The 19,657-nt window shown below is 74.0% G+C and carries 16 protein-coding genes; 6 read left to right on the top strand and 10 right to left on the bottom strand.

Features of this window, described 5'->3' with window-relative positions; translation table 11 throughout:
* Positions 1–36 precede the first annotated feature (36 nt).
* The 6 genes from cseC to V4Y03_RS14500 form a co-directional block, all read right to left on the bottom strand.
* Positions 37–1,401 (bottom strand): two-component system sensor histidine kinase CseC, encoded by a 1,365-nt coding sequence (gene cseC / locus V4Y03_RS14525; RefSeq protein WP_332435194.1) that lies wholly within the window; start codon positions 1,399–1,401, stop codon positions 37–39.
* A gap of 12 nt (positions 1,402–1,413) precedes the next feature.
* Complete coding sequence (cseB, locus tag V4Y03_RS14520) at positions 1,414–2,115, bottom strand: two-component system response regulator CseB (RefSeq protein ID WP_317874807.1); 702 nt, start codon at positions 2,113–2,115, stop codon at positions 1,414–1,416.
* A gap of 118 nt (positions 2,116–2,233) precedes the next feature.
* A complete protein-coding gene (locus tag V4Y03_RS14515) occupies positions 2,234–3,037 on the bottom strand; it encodes a hypothetical protein (protein WP_443079785.1) in 804 nt (267 codons plus the stop codon).
* Positions 3,025–3,597 (bottom strand): SigE family RNA polymerase sigma factor, encoded by a 573-nt coding sequence (locus V4Y03_RS14510; protein WP_317874806.1) that lies wholly within the window; start codon positions 3,595–3,597, stop codon positions 3,025–3,027. Before V4Y03_RS14510 ends, V4Y03_RS14515 begins: the two co-directional genes overlap by 13 nt.
* 189 nt (positions 3,598–3,786) lie before the next feature.
* Complete coding sequence (locus V4Y03_RS14505; protein WP_332435193.1) at positions 3,787–4,839, bottom strand: A/G-specific adenine glycosylase; 1,053 nt, start codon at positions 4,837–4,839, stop codon at positions 3,787–3,789.
* A 32-nt stretch (positions 4,840–4,871) separates the two neighbouring features.
* Complete coding sequence (locus V4Y03_RS14500; protein WP_332435192.1) at positions 4,872–5,555, bottom strand: phosphatase PAP2 family protein; 684 nt, start codon at positions 5,553–5,555, stop codon at positions 4,872–4,874.
* Positions 5,556–5,824: 269 nt separating this feature from the next.
* Between V4Y03_RS14500 and V4Y03_RS14495 the strand changes: the two genes are divergently transcribed.
* Complete coding sequence (locus tag V4Y03_RS14495) at positions 5,825–6,667, top strand: hypothetical protein (protein WP_332435191.1); 843 nt, start codon at positions 5,825–5,827, stop codon at positions 6,665–6,667.
* A gap of 156 nt (positions 6,668–6,823) precedes the next feature.
* On the opposite strand, the gene disA is transcribed toward V4Y03_RS14495, so the two are convergent.
* The gene (gene disA / locus V4Y03_RS14490; RefSeq protein ID WP_056569600.1) at positions 6,824–7,948 is read right to left on the bottom strand and encodes a DNA integrity scanning diadenylate cyclase DisA; all 1,125 of its coding nucleotides are present in this window, start codon (positions 7,946–7,948) and stop codon (positions 6,824–6,826) included.
* A 287-nt stretch (positions 7,949–8,235) separates the two neighbouring features.
* Entirely contained in the window at positions 8,236–9,633 is a 1,398-nt protein-coding gene (gene radA, locus V4Y03_RS14485; RefSeq protein ID WP_317877424.1) for a DNA repair protein RadA, read from the bottom strand.
* Positions 9,634–9,804: 171 nt separating this feature from the next.
* On the opposite strand from radA, the gene V4Y03_RS14480 reads away from it, so the two are divergent.
* Positions 9,805–11,640, top strand: coding sequence for a BACON domain-containing protein (locus V4Y03_RS14480; protein ID WP_332435190.1), 1,836 nt, complete (start codon positions 9,805–9,807; stop codon positions 11,638–11,640).
* 75 nt (positions 11,641–11,715) lie between these two features.
* Here the strand turns inward: V4Y03_RS14480 and V4Y03_RS14475 are convergent, their stop codons facing one another.
* The gene (locus V4Y03_RS14475) at positions 11,716–12,471 is read right to left on the bottom strand and encodes a hypothetical protein (protein ID WP_332437178.1); all 756 of its coding nucleotides are present in this window, start codon (positions 12,469–12,471) and stop codon (positions 11,716–11,718) included.
* Positions 12,472–12,623: 152 nt separating this feature from the next.
* Here V4Y03_RS14475 and V4Y03_RS14470 point away from each other — a divergent pair, with 152 nt between their 5' ends.
* The 4 genes from V4Y03_RS14470 to ilvD all read left to right on the top strand — a co-directional run bounded on the left by V4Y03_RS14470 (position 12,624) and on the right by ilvD (position 17,174).
* Positions 12,624–13,556 carry a Ppx/GppA phosphatase family protein gene (locus V4Y03_RS14470; protein WP_317878822.1) on the top strand — a complete coding sequence of 311 codons (933 nt, stop codon included), beginning with the start codon at positions 12,624–12,626 and terminating at the stop codon, positions 13,554–13,556.
* Between the two features lie 152 nt (positions 13,557–13,708).
* Complete coding sequence (locus tag V4Y03_RS14465; protein WP_332435189.1) at positions 13,709–14,545, top strand: sugar phosphate isomerase/epimerase family protein; 837 nt, start codon at positions 13,709–13,711, stop codon at positions 14,543–14,545.
* Positions 14,542–15,153 (top strand): TetR/AcrR family transcriptional regulator, encoded by a 612-nt coding sequence (locus tag V4Y03_RS14460; RefSeq protein WP_317878339.1) that lies wholly within the window; start codon positions 14,542–14,544, stop codon positions 15,151–15,153. Before V4Y03_RS14465 ends, V4Y03_RS14460 begins: the two co-directional genes overlap by 4 nt.
* Before the next feature lie 167 nt (positions 15,154–15,320).
* Positions 15,321–17,174: a dihydroxy-acid dehydratase gene (gene ilvD, locus V4Y03_RS14455; protein WP_332435188.1), complete on the top strand. Its 1,854-nt coding sequence runs from the start codon at positions 15,321–15,323 to the stop codon at positions 17,172–17,174.
* 106 nt (positions 17,175–17,280) lie between these two features.
* On the opposite strand, the gene V4Y03_RS14450 is transcribed toward ilvD, so the two are convergent.
* On the bottom strand, positions 17,281–19,506 hold the full coding sequence (locus V4Y03_RS14450) for a protein kinase domain-containing protein (protein WP_332435187.1): 2,226 nt from the start codon (positions 19,504–19,506) through the stop codon (positions 17,281–17,283).
* Positions 19,507–19,657: the final 151 nt, after the last annotated feature.

The raw sequence follows: 19,657 nt of genomic DNA, 5'->3' as shown, positions 1-19,657 counted from the left end.
AAACCCGGTCCGACGAAGGCTCGGTCCGACGAAGACTCAGTCCGACGAGGTCCGCGACTCCGCCGCCCGCTGCTCCAGCCGGCACAGCTCCGAAGGCCGCAGCATCGGGAAGCTTCCCGTGTTCGTCGGCGCGTGGTCCGGCAGCCACAGCACGGCGATCGCGCCGGCCACCCCGTTCGGTGCCGCCTCGGACGCCACGTTCCGGAAGGTGAGCCGGGCGCCCAGGACCCGGGCCTGGCCCGACGCGATGGTCAGGCCCAGACCGTGGCCCTGCCCCGCGCGGTCGCTCGTGCCCGTACGGAAGCGGCTCGGGCCCTCCTTGAGGAGCGCCTCGGGGAAGCCGGGGCCGTGGTCCCGGACGCGTACGACCCGGCCTTCGACGGTGACCTCGACCGGCGGCTTGCCGTGCTTGGCGGCGTTCGCGAGGAGATTGCCCAGGACGCGTTCAAGACGCCGGGGGTCGGTGTTCACCCAGGACTCGTGGACGACGCGGACGACCACCTCGGGGTCCAGGGCCCGCACCCGCCGCTCCACGAACTCACCGAGCGCGATCTCCTGCAGCTCCGCCCGCTCCGAGGCGCTGTCCAGCCGGGCCACTTCGAGCACGTCCTCGACCAGTGTCCGCATCGCCTGCGCCCGGTCCCGTACCAGCTCCGTGGGGCGGCCGGGCGGCAGCAGCTCGGCCGCGGTGAGCAGCCCGGTCACAGGGGTGCGCAGCTCGTGCGCGATGTCGGCGGTGACCCGCCGCTCGGCCTCGATCCGTTCGTTGAGGGCGTCGGTCAGGGCGTCGACCGCCCACGCGAGGTCGTCGGTCTCGTCCCGGACGACTCCGCCGACGGCGTCCCGCACCCGTACCTCCGTGTTGCCCTGGGCGACCCGTCCGGCCGCGACGGCCGCCTTCCGCAGCCGCCGGGAGAGCTGGCCGCCGATGAGCACGCCGAGCGCGCAGCCGCCGAAGACGACCGAGACCGAGCCGATGACCAGGGCCCGGTCGAGATCGCTCATGATCGTGGCGCTGCGGTCGGCGAAGGGGATGTGGAGGGAGAGCACGTCGCCGTTGGCGAGCGGCACCGCGGCCCACACGTCGGGCGGCCCGCCGTGCCGGTGCTCCTGCACATACGTGCCGCGTCGCCGGTCCCGCATCAGCTGGTCGAGCTGGGCGGGCAGCGAGGGGTCGTTGATCTTCGTGCCGAAGCGCGGTTCCTTGGGCTTGGAGGTCTCGTACATGCGCTGGGCGAACAGCAGCCGCTCCATCTGCACCTCGCGCGCGTTGTCGAGCATCGAGATGCGGGCGGCGTTGTGCACGACCACGCTCAGGGTGACGGCGATCAGCGCGCCGACCGCCGCGATGGCGACGGCGATCTTCCAGCGGACCCCGGTCCGGAGGGGGAGCAGCTTCATCCGGTACGCGCCCTAGCTCTTGAGCTTGTAGCCGAAGCCGCGGACCGTCTCGATCCTGTCCTGGCCGATCTTGGCGCGCAGCCGCTGCACATGGACATCGACGACCCGGGTGTCGCCGCCCCAGCCGTAGTCCCAGACCCGTTCCAGGAGCTTGTCCCGGGAGAGCACGGTGCCGGGCGCGGAGGAGAACTCGAGGAGCAGCCGCATCTCGGTCGGGGTCAGCCCGACCGTCGTGCCGCCCTTGCGGACCTCCATGCCCTCGGTGTCGACCTCCAGGTCGCCGAAGACGAGGAGGCCGCCGTCCGCCGCCCCCTCGCCGTGCTCACCGGCGCCGGGGCCGCCCGCGTGCCCGAAACGGCGCAGGACGGCGCGGATCCGGGCCATCAGCACCGAGCCGTCGAAGGGCTTGGTGACGTAGTCGTCGGCCCCCGCCTCCAGACCGAGGACGACGTCGATCGAGTCGGCGCGCGCCGACAGCATGATCACCGGCACGGTCGACTCGTCGCGGATGCGACGGCAGAGGCTGACCCCGTCCATGCCCGGCAGCATGACGTCGAGCAGGGCGATGTCCGGCCGCTGCGCGCGGAAGGCGTCGAGGCCGGAGAGCCCGTCGGGCATGGCCGTGACCCGGAAGCCGTCCCGCTCCAGGGCGAGCTGGGTGGCCTCACGGATGACGTCGTCGTCCTCGACGAACAGGACATGGGTTTCGGCCATCGTGCGTGTCCTTCGGGTCTGTGCGCTGCTGCTGTGTGCGTCGTGCGTGTTCGGGGAGTGTCGGCCGGGTCCGGAGCGTTCGCCGCGGGGCGTCCGCCGGGTGCGGGAGGCGTACGGCTCAGTCGGCGGGGGACGCGGACGGGGCGGGCTCGGCGACGTCGGCGTCGCCGAGGGCACGGCTGTAGTCGTTGTGCACCCAGTCGTGCTGGGTGAACTTGTTCCCCGACCAGCGGTAGGTGATGACGTCCTCGCCCGAGGGATACGCGACCGGGTCGCCCTTGGCGTACACCTGCTTGGTGACGACGAGGTCGCCGCGGTCGATCGTGGCGTACACGGCCGCGTCCTCCGCCATGAAGACGTTCTCGTACCGGTCGCTCTGCATCCGGTACACGTACGTGCCGATGCCGACGGCGTCGCCGCAGGTCATCACGTTGACGACCACGTCGGGGGCGGGCACGCCGGTGAGACTGCCGTAGGAGGCGTCGACCGGGTACGCGTCCGCGACACAGGGCTTCAGATCGGCCTTGAGCCGGTCGCCGATCTTGGGGTCGGCCTTGAGCAGCGCGATCGGGTCCACCCGCTCGGCGGACTGCGGACCACCGGAGGCGGAGACGGAGGGAGTGGGAGCGGTGGCGGCCACCCCGTCGCTGCGGGCGGCGCCCTCGTCGCGGGAACCGGTGCCGCCGGTCGAGCAGGAGACCAGGAGAAGACCGAGGGCGACGAGCCCGGCCGTCGCCGTGAGCCCCGTCGCCCGGGAGGTACGGCGCCGGCGGCGCCGCCCGGTTCCGCACCGGTCGTCGCCGCCGTCGCAAGCGCGGTCGATGCCGACGCTGCCGCCGCGGCGTACGCCGTGGTGGCCTCCGCCGCCGCGCCGCTCGCCGCCTTCGCGTCTGCCGTCGGATTCGCCGTCTAGGCCGCGCACTGCTCCCGCCCCCGTCCGTCGCCAAGTGCGGTCGTGCGCTCCCCGGGGCGCCCCAGGGCACGGGCGTCGAGGTCACGGCTCTCCAGCTCCTGACGGAGCCGGGCGAGCGCGCGGTGGAGCGTGGACTTCACCGTACCTGTCGACATGCCGAGCGCCGCCGCCGTCTCCTCCGTGCTCATCTGCTCCCAGTGGCGCAGGACGACGACGCTGCGCTGCTTCGGTGCGAGCACCTTCAGGATGTCCATGAGCAGGGCGCGGTCGGCGTGCTGCTCGGTGGGGTCGTCGACGCAGGCGTCGGGGAGCTGCTCGGTGGGGACCTCTTCGAGCTTGCGGGAGCGCCACCACTCGGTCCGGGTGTTGATCATGACCCGGCGGAGGTAGGCGTCGGCCAGCGACTTGTCGGCGATGCCGTCCCAGCGCCCGAACGTGCGGGCGAGGGCGGTCTGGAGCAGGTCCTGCGCGTCGACGGGGTCGGCCACGAGACGACGGGCACTGCGCAGCAGCGCGTCCTGCCGCGTGCGTACGTACTCCTCGAAGTCGAGCACCTCGCCATGCCTCATCCGAACCGCCTCCGAACCCCGTGACCTGCTTCGTTCCTCGTGTCGTGGAAGACGCTACGGAGCGGTTGTCACGGGGTTGTGCGTGGCAGCCGTCGGTGGACGCACGGGTACCCATCGGTTGTGTAACGACGAGGGGGAGGAGGTTTCCGGCGCGGATTCCCACGGGTCCCGGGCCGGGCCCGCCCGGGTTCAGGACACCGGAAGCCGGTAGAAACCGTCCTCCAGCGGCTCGACCAGGCCGTCCGCTACCAGGCCGTCCAGCGCCCTGGCCCGCTGCACCGGCTCGTCCCAGACCGTGTCCAGGGCCGCCTGCGCCACCGGCTCGCGCGACTCCCGCAGCACCGCGAGGAGCCGGCCGCGGACCTGGCGGTCGGTACCCGCGTACGTCTGGCCGCGCCGGGGCGGGCCGTCGTGCGCCGGCTTCCCCGCGAGCCGCCAGGCGCACCGCCCGGAGATCGGGCAGCGCCCGCAGTCCTCGTTCTTCGCCGTGCAGACGAGCGCGCCCAGCTCCATCGAGGCGGCGGCCCAGCGGGCGGCCGTCGGCTCGTCCTCGGGGAGCAGCGCGCGGGCGAGCTTGCGCTCGGCGGCCGTGGTGGCGTTCGGCGGGTACTGGACTCCGCTCGCCGCCCGCGCGAAGACCCGGCGCACATTGGTGTCCAGGACCGCGTGCCGCTGCCCGTACGCGAAGGAGGCCACCGCCGCCGCCGTGTACTCGCCGATGCCGGGCAGCGCGAGCAGCTGTCCGTGATCGCTGGGTACGTCGCCGCCGTGCCGTTCCGTTATGGCCACGGCCGCCGCGTGCAGCCGCAGGGCCCGGCGCGGGTAGCCGAGTCGCCCCCAGGCGCGGACGGCCTCGCCGGGGGCGTCGGCGGCCAGGTCGGCCGGCCGGGGCCAGCGCGCGAGCCACTGCTCGTACACCGGGAGCACCCGGACGACGGGGGTCTGCTGGAGCATGAACTCGCTGACCATGACGCCCCAGGCGCCGGCCTCGGGGTGCCGCCAGGGCAGGTCACGGGCGTGCCGGTCGAACCAGGCGAGGACGGGCCCGTGCAGCTCGGCGGGGGGCGTCGGGACCTCTGGGGCGCCCGCAACGGCGGGGACGACCGGGGTGCCGGGGACGCCGGAGGCGCGGGGGGCGGCGGAGGCCTGGGGCGCGGCCGGGACGGTCGAGGCAGCCGGGACAGCCGAGGCAGCCGAGGTGCCGGGGACGGCGGGAGTGAGGGGAGCGTCGATGGAAGTCATGGCACCCCGATCCTGGCACGTCCCCGACGGGATCAGTACGCGCCGTGGCGTGAGCGCGGGGCTTCCTCGCCATACGGGGAGGCGTGCGCCGGGGCGTGCGCGCTGGGCCCGCGCCCCGCGCACCATGCCACGGCCGGGTTCCGGCTGGACCTGGCCGTCTCCACCAGCGCCCCCATCGGCCGCGCCGCCGTCCGCATCACGACGAAGGCGACCAGGGCGCCGACGAGCAGGCCGACGGTCACGTCGTGCGGGTAGTGGACGCCGACGAAGACCCGGGAGAACGCCATGAGCAGCGCCATCGGCACGGTCAGCCAGACGATCCCGCGCCAGGACAGGGCGAGCGCGACGGCGGCGGCGCCCGCGATGGCCGAGTGGTTGCTGGGGAAGGACCAGTCGCCGTGCGGCGGGCAGGTCACGAGTGAGGCGGGCGCCCCGAGGAGGGCCCGGCACGGGCGGTCCTCGTCGACCAGCGACTTCAGCGCCTCGCTCACCACGTATCCGAAGGCGGTGGCGAGCGGGGCGAGCAGGGCGAGGGCCATCATCCGGCTCGAACCCTCGCGGGAGCGCCACCAGACAGCCAGGAACAGCACGCCGAAGAGCAGCAGTCCGGCCTCGGTCCAGACCTCGGCGCCCCACTGGAACCAGTGGGGGGTGGAGTGCGCGAAGTCGGCGACGTCGAGATACAGACGGTCGGAGAGGTCGAGAAGGGTGTCCATGGTGGATGACGCTAACCGGAATCCGGAGTCCTCCGCCCCGGGCCAACGGCCAGAGCGACCCCTGACGAAAGTGGGGGTCTCCCGGAGCATGTCGGTTCTCTCCCGGTTCCGGTGGGCTTGGGAGGGTGGCCGGCCGGGTCCGGGAGGGGGCTCGGCGGCGGTTCCCGAAAAAGTTCCCGGAACCGACGGATGTGATCATCGGCAAAACTTGAGGTCTCGGGCGGCGGGTGGGGCGGGAGTTGGGCCGGATCTCTCGTAAGGTTCGGGTCGTGGGATCTCTGCGCAATCCGGTCGGGCCGCTTCCCTCCACCATCTACTGGCGACGGAGGGCGGTGGCGGCGTGCCTGGCGGCGGTTCTGGCGCTCCTCGCCGTGTGGGCCCTCGCCTCCGGTGACGAGGGCGGGAAGAAGTCGAACGACGCCGCCAACGGCTCGTCCCCCACACCTCCCTCGATCACCCCCGGCCCCTCCGGCACCGGGCCCGCGATCAGCCAACACCCCGGCGGACGAGACGAGTCGGGCGACTCCACGGGCGGCAGCGGCGGCTCGGAGGGCACCGGTACGGGCCCGGGTTCGGGCGCCGACGCGGGTACGGACGCGGGTACGGGTGCGGGCACCGGGGCCGGCGGCAAGAACGGCGACACGGACGGCGCCGGCGGCGACGGCGGCGCGGGCACCGGCGCGGGCCAGCAGGTCCCGGCCGGCTCCCCGCTCCCGAACTGCCCCGCCGGAGCGCTGCAGTTGACGCTCCGCAGCACCAAGGTCACCTACGAGGCGGGGGAGAAGCCCCGCTTCCACCTCGTCGTGAAGAACACCTCGAACACCACGTGCAAGGCCGACTTCGGGCCCCGCAGCGCGGTTCTGACGATCAGTGACAACAAGGACGACGAGGTGTGGTCCACCGCGGACTGCCCGCGCCCCGGCAACCCGGTCCTGCTGCGCGTCCCCGCGCACGCCACCGTCACCCACACCGTGGAGTGGGACCGCGTCCGCAGCGCCCCGCGGTGTGCCACCGTCCCGGCGGGCCCGGTCGGCCCCGGCACCTACCTCGCGGAGGCGACGATGCCGGGCGCGAAGGTGCTCCCGGCCCCGTTCAGCCTGGCCAAGGACTGACGGGCAGGACAGGCCCACGGCTCAGGCCCACGGCTCAGGCGGGACAGGCCCACGGCTCAGGCCGGACAGACCCACGGCTCAGGCCGGACAGGCCCACCGCTCAGGCCGGACAGGCCCACCGCTCAGGGCCGGGGAATCGGCGCCCCGGGCCGGAGGTCAGACGTACCGCTCCAGGATCGAGGACTCCGCGAGCCTGGACAGGCCCTCGCGGACGCTGCGGGCGCGCGCCTCGCCGACGCCGTCGACGGTCTGGAGGTCGTCCACGCTGGCCGCGAGCAGCTTCTGCAGCCCGCCGAAGTGCTCCACGAGCCGCTCGATGATCGCGCCCGGCAGCCTCGGCACCTTGGCGAGCAGCCGGTAACCGCGCGGCGAGACCGCCGAGTCGAGAGTCTCGGGCGAACCGCTGTAGCCCAGCGCCCGTGCCACGACCGGGAGTTCGAGCAGCTCGGTGTGGGTCAGCGCGTCCAGCTCGGTCAGCGCCTCCGCGACCGTCCGCGAGCGCTTGGCGGTCGGCTCGGGCACGTAGTCCCGGATCACCAGCTCGCGTTCCGGCTCCACGCCCGCGATCAGCTCGTCGAGCTGGAGCGAGAGGAGCCGCCCGTCCGTACCGAGCTCGACCACGTACTCGGCGATCTCGGTCGCGATCCGGCGGACCATCTCCAGACGCTGGGCGACCGCCGTGACGTCCCTGACCGTGACCAGGTCCTCGATCTCCAGCGCGGAGAGCGTGCCGGCCACCTCGTCGAGCCGGAGCTTGTACCGCTCCAGGGTCGCGAGCGCCTGGTTGGCCCGGGACAGGATCGTGCCCGACTCCTCCAGGACCCGGCGCTCCCCGTCCACGTACAGCGCGATCAGACGCATGGACTGGGAGACGGAGACGACCGGGAAGTTGCACTGCTTGGAGACCCGGTCCGCCGTGCGGTGGCGGGTGCCGGTCTCCTCGGTGGGGATGGAGGCGTCCGGAACCAGCTGGACACCCGCGCGGTGGATCTTGGTGATGTCCTTGTCGAGGACGAGCGCGCCGTCGAGCTTGCACAGCTCCCGCAGACGCGTGGCGGCGAACTCGACGTCCAGCACGAAACCGCCGGTGCACATCGAGTCGACCGTCTTGTCCAGGCCCAGCACGATGAGACCGCCCGTGTTGCCCCGGAGGATCCGCTCCAGGCCGTCACGCAGCGCGGTGCCCGGCGCGACCGCGCTCAGGGCGGCGCGCATCAGCGCTTCGTTGCCGGAGCCCGCGCCGGACTTTCCAGGAGCTGCTGCCCCGTCCTTGGCTGCCACTGCACTCCTCCGGCTCGTACGGATGGGCGAGACCAGGGCAAAGTCTAGCGACACCACCCCGCCGCCCTCCGCCCCCGACCGATCGCGGGTGGTCCGAAAGGGGTCCCCGGCCTGGCACCGGCCAAACCCTTCCCGCCTTTGCGAAGCGTACGGAACACACCTGTGCACCCGTCGAGCCGCACCCGGCACCGCTTCTCGACGGAACCCTACGCACCCGAGGCGGACGCCCGGCCCGGCACCCCGCGCACCCCGCGCGGACGCCCGGCCGTGACACCCTTCCGCCGGGCCTACTCCTGCGCCCCCTTCGCCGCGCGGCGGCTGCGCGGCAGCACCCGCAGCGCGTCGCCCATGTCCGCGACCTCCGTCACCTTCATGCCCGCCGGGACCCTGCCCGGGTCCGAGGGGACGAGTGCGTGTGTGAAGCCCAGCCGGTGCGCCTCGGACAGCCGGCGCTGGACGCCCGTCACCCGCCGGACCTCGCCCGCGAGCCCGACCTCACCGATCGCGACGAGGTTCTTCGGCAGCGGCGTGTCGCTCGCGGCGGAGGCGAGCGCGAGGGCGATCGCCAGGTCGGCGGCCGGCTCGGTGAGCTTCACACCGCCCACGGTCGCGCTGTAGATGTCCCGCTTGCCCAGCGCGGTGATCCGGCCGCGCTGCTCCAGGACCGCCAGCATCATCGAGACGCGGGAGGTCTCAAGACCCGAGGTGGTCCGGCGCGGGGACGGGATCTGGCTGTCCACGGTCAGCGCCTGCACCTCGGCGACGAGCGGACGCTTGCCCTCCAGGGTGACCGTGAGACAGGTGCCGGGCACGGCCACGTCACGCCGGGTCAGGAAGAGCCCGGAGGGGTCGGCGAGCCCGGTGATGCCCTCGTCGTGCAGCTCGAAGCAGCCGACCTCGTCGGTCGCCCCGTACCGGTTCTTCACGCCCCGGACCAGCCGCAGGCGCGCGTGCCGGTCGCCCTCGAAGCTCAGTACGACGTCGACCAGGTGCTCCAGGAGACGGGGCCCGGCGATGGCCCCGTCCTTGGTGACGTGACCGACGAGGAGCGTGGCCATGCCGCGCTCCTTGGAAGCCCGGATGAGCGCTCCCGCGACCTCGCGGACCTGGGCCATGCCGCCGGGCGCGCCGTCGATCTCGGGGGAGGCGACGGTCTGCACCGAGTCCATGATCAGCAGCGAGGGCTTCACGGCGTCCAGGTGCCCCAGGACCGCCGACAGATCGGTCTCGGCCGCCAGGTACAGGTGGTCGCTGAGCGCGTTGATCCGGTCGGCGCGCATCCGGACCTGGCTCGCGGACTCCTCGCCCGTGACGTACAGCGTGCGGTGCTCGTCGCTCGCCGCCTTGGCCGCCACGTCCAGCAGGAGCGTGGACTTGCCGACGCCCGGCTCGCCCGCGAGGAGGACGACGGCGCCGGGCACCAGCCCCCCGCCGAGGACCCGGTCCAGCTCGTCGACGCCGGTGGAGCGGGCGGTCGCCTGCCGGCTGTCGACCTGCCCGATGGGGACGGCGGCGGTGGACACCCGCCCCGCCGCGGTCGTACGTACGGCGGGCGCGCCGTACTCCTCGACCGTCCCCCAGGCCTGGCACTCGGGGCAGCGGCCGAGCCACTTGGCCGTCTGCCAGCCGCACTCGGTGCAGCGGTAGGACGGCCGGTCCTTGGTCGATTTCGTACGGGCAGCCATGTCGCCCACCGTAGCTGCCGCCACCGACAACGGGCCCCGGCCCGGGACACGGCCGGCACCCGCCCCCGGAACGTCCGGTTCCTGTCCCCCTTCGGGCGATAGCTTCACCCGTACGAATGAGAAGTCCGCAACCGGTACGAAGAGCGCCCCCGCGCTGCCTACGGTCGACCGGTGACGAGCAGCAGGCTGGAATCCCCCGCACGCACCACCGGCGCACACCGGGCGCACTCCGCCGCGGACCAGGGCCCGCGCACGCTCGGCCGACGGCCCCCCGCCCGCTACGAGGCCGCCCTCGACGGTCTCTTCACGTACTGCCTCTCCGTGCTCTGCGACCACGACACGGCCACCGCCGTCCTCGGCGACGTCCTCGCCGTCGCCGACCGGCACCACGGCCGCTGCCCCTCCGACGAGGACGGCCGTACGGCCTGGCTGTACGCGCTCGCCCGCTGGGCCTGCCTCCGCAGCCTCGGCGAGCAGCGCCGCAGGCGCCAGGGCGCCCACACCGGCCGGCCCGCCGTCACCGCGCCCGAGCCGCCCCGGGTCCCCGAGGAGACCGCCGAGCGCCGCCGCGCCGAACTCGCCAGGCTCGCCTGGCCCGAGGCCGCCGGCACCACCCCCGAGCAGCGCGAGGCCCTGGAACTGGCCGTCCGCCACGGCCTCAGCCACCGCCAGGTCGCCGCCGTGCTCTCCCTCGACCCGCTTGCCGCCCGCGAACTCCTCGCCACCGCCGGCTGCGAGGTCGAGCGCACCCGCGCCGCCCTCACCGTCGTCGAGACCGGCAGCTGCCCCACCGTCGCCCGGCTCACCGGCGACCACCAGGTGCTCCTCTCGGCCGCCCTGCGCGCCGAACTCGTCCGGCACGTCGACGACTGCCCCCGCTGCCGGAAGGCCGCCGAGCGGGTGGGCGCCACCGCCCCCTGGCCCGGCGCCGGGGCCCTGCCCTCGGCCGGACTGCCGCTCGTCGCGGCGCCCCGGGCCGCCGCGTACATGGCGATGCTGCACGTCCCGCGCGCGCGTGCCGGCGCCCCGCGCTTCGCGCCGACCGGATTCCCCATGGACCCGAAGGACCATGTGGCCCGCCGCGACCGGATGCGGGCCCGCGCGGTCACCACCACCGTCGTCGCGGCCGTGGTCGCCGCCCCCGTCCTCGCCCTGTGGACCTCCTACCGGGGCAGCCCGGTCGCCGACGCGGGCGCCCGCGACGGGGCCCGGATCAGCGCGAGCGACCAGGACGAACAGGTAGGCCCCGACGGCCGCCCCTACGACCACTACGAGAACGCGGGCAACGCCCGCACCACCCCCGAGCCCCGCTTCACCCGGGGCAGCCGCGCCCCCGACGTCTCCGTCGAGGTGCTCAGCCCCGGCGGTCCCACCGGCTCCGCGGGCCCGTCCCGGCCCGGTGAACCCGCCCCCGGCTGGATCACCGTGAGCGCCCGGAGCCACGGCGACCTGACGCTGCTCACGCTCACCGCCGAGGGCGGCTCGCCCGTCGACTGGTCGCTGTGGACGGACGCGCCCTGGCTGTACGTGAGCCGGGCCTCGGGCACGCTCCGCCCCGGCGAGACGGTCACGATCGCCGTCCGCGTGGACCACGGCCGCGAGCCCCGGGGCGCCTGGAGCGCGCGGATCGGGGTGAACCCCTCGGGCGCGGTGGTCAGGATCGACGGGCGCGGCGAGACCGCCGTGCCGCCGGTCGTCGACCCGGTCACCCCGCCGCCGACGACGACGGAGCCGACGACCCCGCCGACGAGCCCGCCCACCACCGGGCCGACGACCCCGCCGCCGACGACGGACCCGGGCACGACCCCGCCGACGACCCCGCCGACCACGGAGCCGACCACCCCGCCGCCCACGACGGACCCGGGCACGACCCCGCCGACGACCCCGCCGACCACGGAGCCGACCACCCCGCCGCCCACGACGGACCCGCCGACGACGGGCCCGGGCACGACGGAACCGAACACCCCGCCGCCGACGACGGAGGAACCGCCGTCACCGTCGTCCTGAGCCGGGCCCCCGGCATCAGGATCTCGGCGTGGGACGGGCCTCCGGCCTCAGGCCTCCGGGGTCAGGCCTTCGGCCTCAGGCCTTCGGGTCAGCCGGGTGCGGGGCCACCAGCGGCAGCTGCGAGGAGAGCCGCGCCGCGCACAGCCCGGCCAGTACCTCGTAGGCCTCCTTGCCCATCATCTCGGTCAGCTCGGGCCGGTACGTCACGTAGACCGGCTCGCCCGCCCCGTGCGCCGAGGTGGCCGAGGTGCACCACCAGTGCAGGTCGTGGCCGCCGGGACCCCAGCCCCTGCGGTCGTACTCGCCGATCGACACCTGGAGGACCCGGGTGTCGTCCGGCCGGTCGATCCAGTCGTACGTGCGCCGCACCGGCAGCTGCCAGCAGACGTCCGGCTTGGTCTCCAGTGGCTCCTTGCCCTCCTTGAGGGCCAGGATGTGCAGCGAGCAGCCCGCGCCGCCCGCGAAGCCGGGACGGTTCTGGAAGATGCAGGACCCCTCCCAGCGGCGGGTCTGCCGGTCACCGTCCTCGTCGAGTTGGGTCCAGCCCGACCCGGTGCCGATGTCGTGGAACTGCCACAGCTCGGGCGTCAGCCGGGCCACGTGCCCGGCGACCCGCTTCTCGTCGTCCTCGTCGGAGAAGTGCGCGCCGAGGGTGCAGCAGCCGTCGTCGGCCCGGCCCGCCTGGATGCCCTGGCAGCCGCTGCCGAAGACGCACGTCCAGCGCGAGGTCAGCCAGGTCAGGTCGCAGCGGAAGACCTGCTCCTCGTCGGCGGGGTCGGGAAACTCGACCCACGCGCGCGCGAAGTCGAGCCCCTTCTCGTCCGGCTCCATGTCCTTGCCCCGCTTCTTGCCGCTCTTCACACCCTTGCCGGCCTTCACACCCGTCACGTCCGTGTCGCCACCGCGGTCTTTGCCCGGCTTCGCCTTCTTCGTCTTTGGCACAAGTCCAAGCGTATGCGGGCAGGCGCAGTAGCGTTCCGCCCATGAGACTCGGAGTCCTCGACGTCGGTTCGAACACAGTGCACTTCCTGGTGGTGGACGCCCACCCCGGCGCCCGGCCGCTGCCCGCCCATTCCCACAAGGCGGAGCTGCGGCTCGCCGAACTTCTCGACGAGCGGGGTGCCATCGCGCCCCACGGCGTCGAGCGGCTCATCGCGACCGTCAGGGACGCGCTGCTCGCCGCCGAGGACAAGGGCTGCGAGGAGGTGCTGCCGTTCGCGACCTCGGCGGTCCGCGAGGCCAGCAACGCCGACGCCGTCCTCGCGCGCGTGAAGGACGAGACCGGGGTCGACCTCCAGGTCCTCACCGGCGAGGAGGAGGCCCGGCTCACCTTCCTCGCCGCTCGCCGCTGGTACGGCTGGTCCGCGGGGAAGCTCCTCCTCCTCGACATCGGCGGCGGCTCCCTCGAAGTCGCGTACGGCCTCGACGAGGACCCCGACACCGCGGTCTCCCTGCCGCTCGGCGCGGGCCGGCTGACCGCCGGCTGGCTTCCCGGCGACCCCGCCGACATCGCCGACGTGAAGGCCCTCCGTCGCCATGTGCGCGCACAGATCGCGCGTACGGTCGGCGACTTCAGCCGCTCCGGCCGCCCCGACCACGTCGTGGCCACCTCGAAGACGTTCAAGCAGCTGGCCAGGATCGCCGGCGCCCCTGGCTCGGGGGAGGGCCTCTACGTCCAGCGGATCCTGACCCGCAAGTCCCTGGAGGAGTGGGTCCCGCGCCTCGCCGCGATGACCGCCCCCGAGCGCGCGGCCCTGCCGGGCGTCTCGGAGGGCCGCGCGGGCCAGCTCCTCGCGGGCGCGCTCGTCGCGGAGGGCGCGATGGACCTGCTCGGGGTGGAGGAACTGGAGATCTGCCCCTGGGCCCTGCGCGAGGGCGTCATCCTGCGCCGCCTGGACCACCTGCCGACGGAGTAGCCCGGGCCACACGCGCGCGTGGCGCCGGGACCCCGGTCCACGCGCGCGTGCCCCCCACTCCGCCGGTCAATCCCCGCCCGCGCGCGCGTGCCCCCCGCCGGCGTGACCTGAACCACCCCCCGGCCCCCCGGCCCGCCCCGTACCCTGTCCCCGTGGCAGAACCAGTGGTGCGCATCCCGGATGCGAAGGTCGCCCTGTCGACGGCCTCGGTCTATCCGGAGTCGACGGCGACGGCCTTCGAGATCGCCGCGCGCCTCGGATACGACGGTGTCGAGGTCATGGTGTGGACCGATCCGGTCAGCCAGGACATCGAGGCGCTCCGCCGCCTCTCCGACTACCACCAGGTCCCGATCCTGGCCGTGCACGCCCCCTGCCTCCTCATCACCCAGCGCGTCTGGTCCACCGACCCCTGGGCCAAGCTCCAGCGCGCCCAGGCCGCGGCCGAGCGGCTCGGCGCGTCGACGGTCGTCGTCCACCCGCCGTTCCGCTGGCAGCGCCAGTACGCCAAGGACTTCGTCACCGGCATCTGGCGGATGGCCGACGAGACCGACGTGCGGTTCGCCGTCGAGAACATGTACCCCTGGCGGTACAAGGACCGCGAGATGCTCGCGTACGCCCCCGAGTGGGACGTCACCAAGGACGACTACCGGCACTTCACCGTCGACCTCTCGCACACCGCGACCGCACGCACCGACGCCCTCGCGATGATCGACCGCATGGGCGACCGGCTCGGTCACGTCCACCTCGCCGACGGCAAGGGCTCGGCCAAGGACGAGCACCTGGTCCCGGGGCGCGGCACCCAGCCCTGCGCCGAACTCCTGGAGCGGCTGGCGCTCACCGGCTTCGACGGCCATGTCGTCATCGAGGTCAACACCCGTCGCGCGATGTCGGCCGCCGAACGCGAGGCCGACCTCGCGGAGGCCCTGGCGTTCACCCGGCTCCACCTCGCGTCGGCGGCCCCCCGCCCCTCCCGGGTGCCGCGACCGTGACCGAACCGGCCCCGCGCCGGCGCGGCCGCCCTTCCCGTACCGGCGAGGAGAGCGGACCGGGCACCCGCGAACGCATCCTGGAGGCGGCCCGCGCCCGGTTCGCGGAGCGGGGTTACGACAAGACCTCGGTGCGCGGCATCGCCAAGGCGGCCGGGGTGGACCCGGCGCTCGTCCACCACTACTTCGGGACGAAGGACGAGGTCTTCGCCGCTTCGATCGAGGTCTCCTTCGATGCGGCGACGGTGGTCCCGGCGATCGTCGGCGGCCCCCGCGAGGCGATCGGGGAGCGGCTCGCGCGCTTCTTCATCGGCGTCTGGGAGAATCCGGCCAGCCGCGCCCCGCTGCTCGCGGTGGTGCGCTCGGCGCTGACCCACGAGGCGGCGGCGAAGGTGCTGCGGGCGTTCGTGCTGCGGCGGCTCCTTGAGCGGATCGCGGCCGAGCTCGACGTACCGGACCCCAAGTTCCGGGCGGAGCTCGCGGCCTCCCACATGATCGGGATCGCGATCATGCGGTACGTGATCCAGGTCGAGCCGATGGCCTCGGCGGACCCGGAGGACATCGTGGCCCAGGTGGCCCCGACGCTCCAGCGCTACCTGACCGAGGCCTGAGCACCGGCCGGAGGCCCGGACCGCGCGCCCCGGCCGAGCCCGGTCCGCCGGGCCGAGCCCTGACCGAAAACTGAACACCCGGTCCGCCATGCGGACGCGCTGTCCAGATCTTGGTCCGTCGGCGTACGCTCGACGGCAAGCACACCCTTCACGAGGAGCGAGCGACGATGCCCGAGCTGAGGTCCCGCACAGTCACCCACGGCCGCAACATGGCGGGCGCACGCGCCCTGATGCGCGCCTCCGGTGTACCCGGCGCGGACATCGGCCGGAAGCCGATCATCGCGGTGGCCAACTCCTTCACGGAGTTCGTCCCCGGCCACACCCACCTCCAGCCCGTCGGCCGGATCGTCTCCGAGGCCATCACGGCCGCCGGCGGCATCGCCCGCGAGTTCAACACGATCGCCGTCGACGACGGCATCGCGATGGGCCACGGCGGCATGCTGTACTCGCTCCCCTCCCGCGACCTGATCGCGGACAGCGTGGAGTACATGGTCGAGGCGCACTGCGCCGACGCCCTGATCTGCATCTCCAACTGCGACAAGATCACCCCCGGCATGCTGATGGCCGCCCTGCGCCTCAACATCCCGACGGTCTTCGTCTCCGGCGGCCCGATGGAGTCCGGCCGCGCCACCCTCGTCGACGGCTCGGTCCGCACCCTCGACCTGGTCGACGCGATCTCCGACGCGGTGAACCCGAACATCTCGGACGAGGACATCTCCCGCATCGAGGAGAACGCCTGTCCGACCTGCGGGTCCTGTTCCGGCATGTTCACCGCCAACTCGATGAACTGCCTGACCGAGGCGATCGGCCTCTCCCTCCCCGGCAACGGCACGGTCCTCGCCACCCACACCGCCCGCAAGGCACTGTACGAGGACGCCGCCCGCACGGTCGTCGACATCACCCGCCGGTACTACGACGAGGACGACGCCTCCGTCCTGCCGCGCTCGATCGCGACCCGCGGCGCCTTCGAGAACGCCATGGCCCTCGACATCGCCATGGGCGGCTCGACCAACACGATCCTGCACCTGCTCGCCGCCGCCCAGGAGGCCGAGCTCGACTACGGCCTGCCGGACATGGACGAGGTCTCGCGCCGGGTGCCCTGCCTGGCCAAGGTCGCCCCGAACGTCGCCAAGGACCGTACGTACTACATGGAGGACGTGCACCGGGCGGGCGGCATCCCGGCCATCCTCGGCGAGCTCTACCGCGCGGGACTCCTGAACGAGGACGTCCACACCGTCCACTCCCGCTCCGTCAAGGAGTGGCTGGATGCCTGGGACGTGCGCGGCGGCTCCCCCTCGGACGAGGCCGTCGAGCTGTGGCACGCGGCCCCCGGCTGCGTCCGCTCGGCGACCGCCTTCTCCCAGTCGGAGCGCTGGGACACCCTCGACACGGACGCGGCGAACGGCTGCATCCGCGACGCGGCCCACGCGTACTCGAAGGACGGCGGCCTCGCCGTCCTGCACGGCAACCTCGCCGCCGACGGCTGCGTCGTGAAGACCGCCGGCGTCGACGAGTCGATCTGGACCTTCGAGGGCCCGGCCGTGGTCTGCGAGTCGCAGGACGAGGCCGTCGAGAAGATCCTCAACAAGCAGATCACCCACGGCGACGTGGTCGTCATCCGCTACGAGGGCCCGCGCGGCGGCCCCGGCATGCAGGAGATGCTCTACCCGACGTCCTTCCTCAAGGGCCGGGGCCTGGGCAAGACCTGCGCCCTCGTCACCGACGGCCGCTTCTCCGGCGGCACCTCGGGCCTGTCCATCGGCCACGCCTCGCCGGAGGCGGCCTCGGGCGGCACCATCGCCCTCGTCGAGGACGGCGACCGCGTCCGCATCGACATCCCGAACCGCTCGATCGAGCTGCTCGTCGACGAGGAGACCCTCGCCGCCCGCCGGGACGCGCTGAACGGCGTGTACGAGCCGAAGAACCGTCAGCGCAAGGTGTCGGCGGCCCTCCGCGCGTACGCCGCGATGGCGACGAGCGCCGACAAGGGCGCGGTCCGCGACGTGACGAAGCTGGGCTGACCCGCCCGGAGACCCACCCGGAGCGGACGGGAACGAACGACGGCGGCGGGGAGCGGGCGGAGACGCCCACTCCCCGCCGCCCTCGTCTCCGCGCGGCCGCCCGGCGTCACCAGGACGCGGGATCGCGCGCGTCCACCGCGAAGACGGAGCCGTCCGGGGCCGTGCCGAACACCCGGTCCCCGACGACCAGCGGTACGGGCACGAGCGGCGCGTACTCCATCCGCCCGTTCGTGAGCCGGGGCCTGGTCTGGCCGATCAGCGCCCCGCGCGCGGTGTCCACGGCGAGCAGCCGTCCGTCCTGGGCGGCGAAGTACAGCCGGTCGCCGGGGCCGAGGACCGGCGCGGACACGTTCCCGGCGCCGGTCTCCAGCTCCCACAGCACCCGGCCCTTGGGCGCCGCCGTGTCGAAGGCGGTGAGATGCCCGTCCGCGTCGAGGACGTGGACGACCGCGCCGCGCACGGCGACGCCCCGGATGTCGGTCCGGTAGGGCAGCGCGAGCCGGCGTACGGAACCGCTCTCCGGGTCCAGCAGGACCAGGGTGTCGAACAGCGAGGCCTGGTAGCGGGAGGCGAGGAGCACGGCGCCGTCCCCGGTGAGGCCCAGCGGGTCGAGGTCGCCTTTCAGGTTCCGCTGCCGGACCAGCTCGCCGGTCCTCGGCCGGAGCGTGCCCACGCGCGTGTGCGTGCCGTCGGCCGAGGTCTCGGACACGGTCATCAGCCCGGTCGGGGCGTCGTACGGCCCGAGCCGCGCGGCTCCGAAGCCGGCCAGCCCGTGCCGCCAGAGTTCCTTCCCGGTGCGGCCGTCGACGGCCCGCGTCCCGCCCCGTCCGTCGGAGACCACGACGGCGGTACCGGCCGGCCGGTACAGCTCGGGGAGGTCCGCGTCGGTGGTCCAGCCGGGGACGCCGCCCTCGGCCGCGTACGCCCGCAGGGGACCGGTCGGCGTGGAGGCGCCGACCAGGCCGTCGGCGAGGAGGAGGGGCGGCTTCGGGGAGTCGCCCTCGACGGGAGTGGTCCGCGACCAGAGGACCCGCCCCGTGACGGGGTCGAGCCGGGCCAGGCCGATGCCCCGGGCCGCGCAGTACAGGGCGCCGCCGCCGTACGCGCAGGCGGGAGCGGCGGTGGGGCCGTGCTTCTGGAGCCCGGTGTGCCAGCCGGCGAAGGCGGTGGCGACCTCGGCCGGACGGGCGGGGGGCTCGGGGGTGCCGCCCGTCGGCGGGGTCAGCGCCGCGTACAGCCCGGCCCCGGCCAGCGCGAGCGCGGCGACGGCGGCGAGCGTCGGCCGGAGCCGCACCCTGCCGAGGCCCGTCCGGCCGCCGCGCGTGCGGCCGGACGGCCCGTCCGCGCGGTCCCGGCCGGGGCGCGGACGCCGTCGGGGCGGGGCCGGAGCGGTGGCCCGGACCGGTGTGTCCGCGTCCCACGCGGGCGTGGGGCCGGACACGTCGTCCCGGCCGTCCGGCAGGGCGGGCCGCCGCCGCTGCGCCGGTATGAAGGCCTCCGCCGCGTACGAGGGCGGCAGCAGCGCCGACATGATCTCGGCCGGCGTCGGCCGCCCGGCGGGGTCCTTGGCGAGGCAGCGCGCGACGAGCGGCGCGAGGTCCGCGGGCACACCCGTCAGGTCGGGCTCGTCGTGGACCACCTGGTACGCCACGATGTACGGGCTGTCGGAGTCGAAGGGGCCGTGCCCGGTCGACGCGTGCACGAGCACGGAGCCCAGCGCGAACACGTCCGCCGCGGGACCGACCTCCCTCGGCCGCTGGAACTGCTCGGGCGCCATGAACGGCGGCGAGCCGATGAGCTTGCCCGTCTCGGTGTGCAGATCGCTGTCGACGGGCCGCGAGATGCCGAAGTCGATGACCTTGGGGCCGGTGTCGGTGAGCAGGACGTTGCTGGGCTTGAGGTCGCGGTGGACGACCCCGGCACGATGGATGTCGCGGAGGGCCTCCGCGAGTCCAGCGGTGAGCCTGCGCAGCTCGGCGGGGGCCAGTGGGCCGTTCCGTTTCACCTGGTCGGAGAGGGTGGGCCCGGGAACGTAGAGGGTGGCCATCCAGGGGCGTACGGCATCGGGGTCGGCGTCGACGACCGGCGCGGTGAAAGCCCCACTGACCCGGCGGGCGGCGGCGACCTCCTGGCGGAAACGCGCCCTGAACTCGGGGTCCTCCGCATACCGTGCGTGCACGACCTTGACCGCGAGCCGCAGCCCCGAGGCCGAGGCGGCGAGGTGTACGACCCCCATGCCACCGGCTCCCAGACATGCCTGCAGGCGGTAGTCGCCCGCGTACTCGGGCCCCTCCGCTTCCCGGTCGGCACCGGTGTTTCGCAGCGGCGGCATCGCCCACCCCCGTGTGGTTGCCCGTCACCTCGCGCGCACGTGCGCGACCCGACGGAGCCTAGTCCATGACCCCCGCGATGTCGGTGCGGCTTGCTAGCCTGCGCGTCGCGGAGAGTGAAACTCAGCGGAGCGCTTTTGCGCCAACGGGGGA

Source organism: Streptomyces sp. P9-A4, assembly GCF_036634195.1.
Classification (GTDB): Bacteria; Actinomycetota; Actinomycetes; order Streptomycetales; family Streptomycetaceae; genus Streptomyces.
This window is presented reverse-complemented; position numbering and strand designations above follow the sequence as displayed.

What these genes read in the sequence shown, in the direction of transcription:
- cseC (WP_332435194.1), bottom strand. Translation starts at nt 1,401, where the DNA reads ATGAAGCTGCTCCCCCTCCGGACCGGGGTCCGCTGGAAGATCGCCGTC.
- cseB (WP_317874807.1), bottom strand. Translation starts at nt 2,115, where the DNA reads ATGGCCGAAACCCATGTCCTGTTCGTCGAGGACGACGACGTCATCCGT.
- V4Y03_RS14510 (WP_317874806.1), bottom strand. Translation starts at nt 3,597, where the DNA reads ATGAGGCATGGCGAGGTGCTCGACTTCGAGGAGTACGTACGCACGCGG.
- V4Y03_RS14505 (WP_332435193.1), bottom strand. Translation starts at nt 4,839, where the DNA reads ATGACTTCCATCGACGCTCCCCTCACTCCCGCCGTCCCCGGCACCTCG.
- V4Y03_RS14500 (WP_332435192.1), bottom strand. Translation starts at nt 5,555, where the DNA reads ATGGACACCCTTCTCGACCTCTCCGACCGTCTGTATCTCGACGTCGCC.
- radA (WP_317877424.1), bottom strand. Translation starts at nt 9,633, where the DNA reads ATGGCTGCCCGTACGAAATCGACCAAGGACCGGCCGTCCTACCGCTGC.
- V4Y03_RS14475 (WP_332437178.1), bottom strand. Translation starts at nt 12,471, where the DNA reads ATGGAGCCGGACGAGAAGGGGCTCGACTTCGCGCGCGCGTGGGTCGAG.
- V4Y03_RS14470 (WP_317878822.1), top strand. Translation starts at nt 12,624, where the DNA reads ATGAGACTCGGAGTCCTCGACGTCGGTTCGAACACAGTGCACTTCCTG.
- ilvD (WP_332435188.1), top strand. Translation starts at nt 15,321, where the DNA reads ATGCCCGAGCTGAGGTCCCGCACAGTCACCCACGGCCGCAACATGGCG.
- V4Y03_RS14450 (WP_332435187.1), bottom strand. Translation starts at nt 19,506, where the DNA reads ATGCCGCCGCTGCGAAACACCGGTGCCGACCGGGAAGCGGAGGGGCCC.